We start from the raw sequence: 5,300 nt of genomic DNA, 5'->3' as shown, positions 1-5,300 counted from the left end.
AGCTCGCTCCCACAAGGTCCTTGGTAGCCAAACCTTAACGCGCCTGCGCAAACACCTCCGCGACCCAATCCACGAACACCCGCACCCGTGGCGACATGTGCCGGTTGTGCGGATAAAGCACCGACACCGGCATGGAAGGTGGCGGCGTGGCGGCGAGGACTTCCCGGATCAGGCCCTGGCGGATCGGCTCCTCCATCCGGTAATGCGGGCACTGGATCAGGCCCATGCCGGCAATGGCCGAAGCGGCGTAGATTTCCGCGCCGGAGACTGACAACGTCCCGCCGATCGGCACTTCCTTGAGTTCGCCGTCGACCATGAACTCGAACGGATACAGCTTGGCGGTTGTGCGCGAGACGTAGTTCACTGCCTTGTGATGTTTCAAATCATCGAGACTTTTCGGCTCGCCGTATTGGCGCAAGTAACCGGGACTGGCGCAGGTGATCTGCCGAAGATTGGCGACACGCCGGCCAATCAACGACGAATCCGCCAGCGTGCCGGAGCGAACGACGCAATCGACACCCTCGGCAATCAGGTCGACGAAACGATCCGCCTCGCTGATGAACAGTTCGACTTCGGGATAGCGGGCCATGAATTGCGGCAACGCCGGAATCACGAAATATCGAGCCTGGGTACCGTGCAGGTCCACCCTCAACTTGCCTTTGGGCGCCACACCGCGAAACGCCAGTTCGGCTTCTTCAAGTTCCGCCAGCAATTGCACGCAGCGCGGGTAATAGGCTTCGCCATCTAGGGTCGGGCGTACCTTGCGCGTGCTGCGCTCGAGCAAACGCACACCCAGCCAGGCCTCGAACTGATTGAGCGTATGGGTCAGCGTGGCCCGTGGCATGTTCAGGTCTTCAGCAGCCAGGGTAAAACTGCTGCGCTCGTAGATGCGAACAAACACCCGCATGGCCTTGACCTGATCCATCGAAATCCTGCGCTCCGATTGTTGGAGATTATTGAACAGTCAAGGCAACTTTCCGGCATTTATCGGCAAGAGTAAACATGTGAATCTGCCTGCAACCCATCACCACACCTCAAGAGGATTCTCGCCATGACTGCTCCAAACTCCAAAGTTGCCATCGTGACCGGCGCCTCCCGCGGCATCGGCGCAGAGATTGCCAAGCAACTGGCCAGCGACGACTTTGCCGTTGCCGTCAACTTCGCCAGCAGCGCCACCGAAGCTTCCAAGCTGGTGGTGCAGCTGCGCCAGGCCGGGCACCAGGCCATAGCGGTGAAGGCCGACGTGTCGGTTGCCGCCGATGTCAGCCGGATGTTCGATGAGGTCGAAGCGCAACTGGGCAAGGTTGATGTATTGATCAACAACGCCGGCATCCTCCAGGTAATGCCCTTGGCACAGCACAGCGACGAGCTGTTCGACCGTACGTTCGCCATCAACACGCGCGGTACCTTCAACACCCTGCGCGAGGCCGCGAATCGGCTGAACGATGGCGGCAGCATCGTCAATTTTTCCAGCAGTACCGTGGGCCTGAACCTGCCTGGCTACTCGGTGTATATCGCCAGCAAGGCCGCGGTGGAGTCCCTGACCCAGGTGTTTGCCAAGGAGCTGCGCGGTCGCCGGATCACGGTCAATGCAGTGGCGCCGGGACCGGTCGCCACCGAGTTGTTCATGCACGGCAAAAGCGAAGAGCAGGTCCAGCACTACGCCAAGATGCCGCCCTTGGAGCGCCTCGGCCAGCCGGAAGACATTGCCAGCATCGTGTCTTTCCTGGTCAGCCCGGCTGCCGGCTGGGTGAACGGGCAGATCCTGCGGGCCAATGGTGGGCTGGTCTGAGGCTGCACTCGATCAACGCACCAGATGCAGGAACTGCATGTGCCGCTCGTACTGGTCGAGGATGTCGTTGATGACCTGTTCCTTGGAGTAGCCCACCAGGTCGTAATCCTGGCTGCCTTCGCTCAGGTGCACTTCGGCACGGTAGTAACGTCGGTTGTTGATTTGCTTGGAGCCCATGCCACCCCGGGCGAAGGACGGTGTGAAGTAACCGCGCATCTGCACCTGGTAGATGAACGGATGCTGCTCGCCATGGCCAATTTCCAGGCTGACACTGTCGGCCGCCGGGTCGGGCTGGGTCATCACGGTCAGGCCCTTCTCGATGAACACCGCTTTCACGTCTTCGATGGCCGGGCGCACCGTGCTATCCAGAAAACGGTACACCTCGTCGCGAGAGGGAAAATGCACGGCCTGGCTCAGGCGTTGGCGCCAGCCGCCCGTGCCCCGCCGCGAAGCCGAAACGGGGGCCAATGAATGCAGTTGCGCAATCTGCCTCTGGGACTCCAGGTAGAACGCTTTATGCAGCCCCCACATCATCAGCAAGAGAATCAGCGAAAAGGGCAAGGAGGTCAGCACCACCGCTGACTTGAGCGCATCGATGCTGCCGGAAAACAGCAAGGCGCTGGTCACCAGGGCGGTCATCGCCCCCCAGAACACCCTCAACCATTTCGGTCCGTCTTCATCCGGACTGCCGCCCTTGGCCGAAAGCGTGGACAGCACCACGGTGCCGGAGTCGGCGGAAGTGACGAAAAACACAAAGCTGATAAACACCGTGACAGCGATGACCGTCTTGCTCCACGGGTAGGTTTCCAGCAGCAGGTAAAGGCTCATCGACGGGTTGTCCAGGGCCGACATCCCCAGAGCGCTCATGCCATGGTTCAACACTTGGTCGAGGGCGCTGTTTCCAAAGATCGACATCCACGCCAGGGTGAAACCGAGGGGGATCAACAGCACGCCAAAGACGAATTCGCGAATCGTCCGGCCACGGGAAATACGTGCGATGAACAGTCCCACGAACGGCGACCACGCGATCCACCATGCCCAGTAGAACACCGTCCAGCCACCCAGCCAGTCGCTCGGCTTGTCGTAGGCGTACAGGTCGAAACTTTTCATTGGCAAGGCGCCGAGGTAGTCACCGACGTTCTGGATCAGCGTGTTGAGCAAATGCTGGGTCGGGCCGGCAAACAGCACGAACAACAGCAACGCGCAGGCCAGCAGCATGTTGATGTCGGACATCACCCGCACGCCTTTGTCGACGCCGGCCACCGCGACGATGATCGCAGCGCCCATCATCAGCACGATCAGGCCGACCTGGATCCACTGGGTGTGAGCGATGCCGAACAGGTAATCCAACCCGGAATTGAGGTGCAGCACACCAAACCCCATGTCCGCACCGAGGCCGAACACCGTCGCGATAATGCCGAAACCATCCACGGCGTAACCGATCGGACCGTTGATGCGCTTGCCAATCAACGGATACAACGCCGATCGCAAGGCCAGCGGCAAATTGTGCCGGTAGGCAAAGTACGCCAAGGCCATGCCGACAAAAGCAAACACCCCCCAGCCGTGCAAACCCCAGTGCAGGAAAAGGATCTGCATCGCCTGGCGCGCCGCATCGGCGGTGCCGGCTTCGCCTTGGGGCGGCTGCGCCAGATGGGTCAGCGGCTCAGAGACGCAAAAGAAAAACAACGTAATGCTGATCCCGGCGGCGAACAGCATGCCCGCCCAGGACAAGTAGCTGAATTCGGGCTCGTCGTGGTCGGCACCGAGCTTGATCTTGCCGTAGCCCGATAACGCGGTGACCACCACGAAAATCAAATACAGGGTCATCGCCAGCAAGTAATACCAACCGACCGTGTTGGCCGCCCAGTTCTGGGCCGCCAGCAGCCAGGCGCCAGCCTGGCCGGGCATGGCGATCACCACCAGGCCGAACAGCAGGATGAAGGTCGCGGCGAAGTAAAACACCGGCGGATTCATGCGGACCAGGCCGCTGGGTGAAAGGGACGAAGTACTCATCGACGAAGCACCTCGCAAAGCGAAATCGTGACGTGCGCAAACGGACTCGGCAAAGGCAAGCCTCCTGTTGTGAGCGGGCAGCAAACCAATGGTTTAACTTGAATGAACGTTCAAGTTAAACATGAATAGGCAGCTAAGGACTAATCGCGGGGCTCAACGGCAACTTTCCTACGCTAGCTTACGGGAGGGTATGACGGCGCCTGGAGAGCATTCGTTCAGGTTCAACGGCATATCCCCTGCCGAACACTGCCCTGTGTGAGCGAGCTTGCTCGCGATAGCGGTAAGACAGTCAATGAAGATGTTCAAATGCCAGGCCGCCATCGCGAGCAAGCTCGCTCCCACAGGTTTTTCAGCGCTCACAAATCACGCCCCACTCCATTTACCCCCCGGCCAATGATTGCCGGTTGCCCCTGGATATCCGCGTGCCTATAGTCCAGGCATCGCCTACAACCAGTACGGACCCATGATCAAAGAACAGCTGTCTCGCTTTCATCGTCTCGACCTGCTCGGCCACCCGACACCCCTGGAAAAACTCGACCGCCTCTCCGCCTGGCTAGGCCGGGACATCTACATCAAGCGCGACGACCTGACGCCCCTGGCCCTGGGCGGCAATAAACTGCGCAAGCTCGAATACCTCGCCGCCAACGCCATTGCCCAGGGCGCCGATACCCTCATTACCGCCGGGGCGATCCAGTCCAACCATGTACGCCAGACCGCAGCCCTGGCCGCGAAGCTGGGCCTGGGCTGCGTGGCGCTGCTGGAAAACCCTATCGGCACCGAGGACAGCAATTACCTGGGCAACGGCAACCGGCTGCTATTGGAACTGTTCGATGCCAAGGTCGAATTGGTCGACAACCTGGACAACGCCGATGACCAATTGCAGGCCCTTGCCGGGCGCCTGCGCAGCAACGGCAAGAAACCTTACCTGGTCCCGATTGGTGGTTCGAACCCCTTGGGCGCGCTGGGTTATGTACGCGCCGGCCTGGAGCTGGCCGAACAGATCAAGGACACCGGCGTCGATTTCGCCGCGGTGGTACTGGCCTCGGGCAGTGCCGGCACGCACAGCGGCCTGGCGCTGGCCTTGAGCGAAAGCCTGCCTGCGCTTGCGGTCATTGGCGTAACGGTTTCGCGCAGCGAAGAGGACCAGTTTCCGAAGGTGCAGGGCCTGGCCGAGCGCACCGCAGAGCTGCTTGAAGTGGCCCTCCCGGAGGCATTCAAGGTGAACCTGTGGGATGAATATTTCGCCCCCCGCTATGGCGAACCGAATGCCGGGACACTGGCAGCGGTCAAGCTGTTGGCGAGCCAGGAAGGTCTGCTGCTCGATCCGGTCTATACCGGCAAGGCCATGGCCGGCTTGCTCGATGGCATCGGCCGTGACCGTTTCGATGACGGCCCGATCATTTTCCTGCACACCGGCGGTGCGCCGGCGTTGTTCGCCTATGACGCGGCGTTCTCGGCTTAGTGGAAGACTCAATGGAGGGCTTTTGTGGGAGCG

The 5,300-nt window shown here is 60.7% G+C and carries 4 protein-coding genes; 2 read left to right on the top strand and 2 right to left on the bottom strand.

Translation table 11 applies throughout. The features are described from left to right. Positions 1–34: 34 nt before the first annotated feature. A complete protein-coding gene (locus OC610_RS20530; RefSeq protein WP_264430282.1) occupies positions 35–925 on the bottom strand; it encodes a LysR family transcriptional regulator in 891 nt (296 codons plus the stop codon). 126 nt (positions 926–1,051) lie between these two features. On the opposite strand from OC610_RS20530, the gene OC610_RS20525 reads away from it, so the two are divergent. Continuing rightward, complete coding sequence (locus OC610_RS20525) at positions 1,052–1,792, top strand: SDR family oxidoreductase (RefSeq protein WP_264430281.1); 741 nt, start codon at positions 1,052–1,054, stop codon at positions 1,790–1,792. A gap of 12 nt (positions 1,793–1,804) precedes the next feature. Here the strand turns inward: OC610_RS20525 and betT are convergent, their stop codons facing one another. Beyond that, positions 1,805–3,766 carry a choline transporter BetT gene (gene betT, locus OC610_RS20520; protein WP_264430284.1) on the bottom strand — a complete coding sequence of 654 codons (1,962 nt, stop codon included), beginning with the start codon at positions 3,764–3,766 and terminating at the stop codon, positions 1,805–1,807. 502 nt (positions 3,767–4,268) lie between these two features. Here betT and OC610_RS20515 point away from each other — a divergent pair. Continuing rightward, positions 4,269–5,267, top strand: coding sequence for a D-cysteine desulfhydrase (locus OC610_RS20515; RefSeq protein WP_264430279.1), 999 nt, complete (start codon positions 4,269–4,271; stop codon positions 5,265–5,267). The last annotated feature ends 33 nt before the right edge of the window (positions 5,268–5,300 follow it).

This window comes from Pseudomonas agronomica, assembly GCF_025917275.1.
GTDB classification, from domain to species: domain Bacteria; phylum Pseudomonadota; class Gammaproteobacteria; order Pseudomonadales; family Pseudomonadaceae; genus Aquipseudomonas; species Aquipseudomonas agronomica.
Note: the sequence above shows the minus strand (reverse complement) of the source record. Positions and strands in the feature narration are given on the sequence as shown.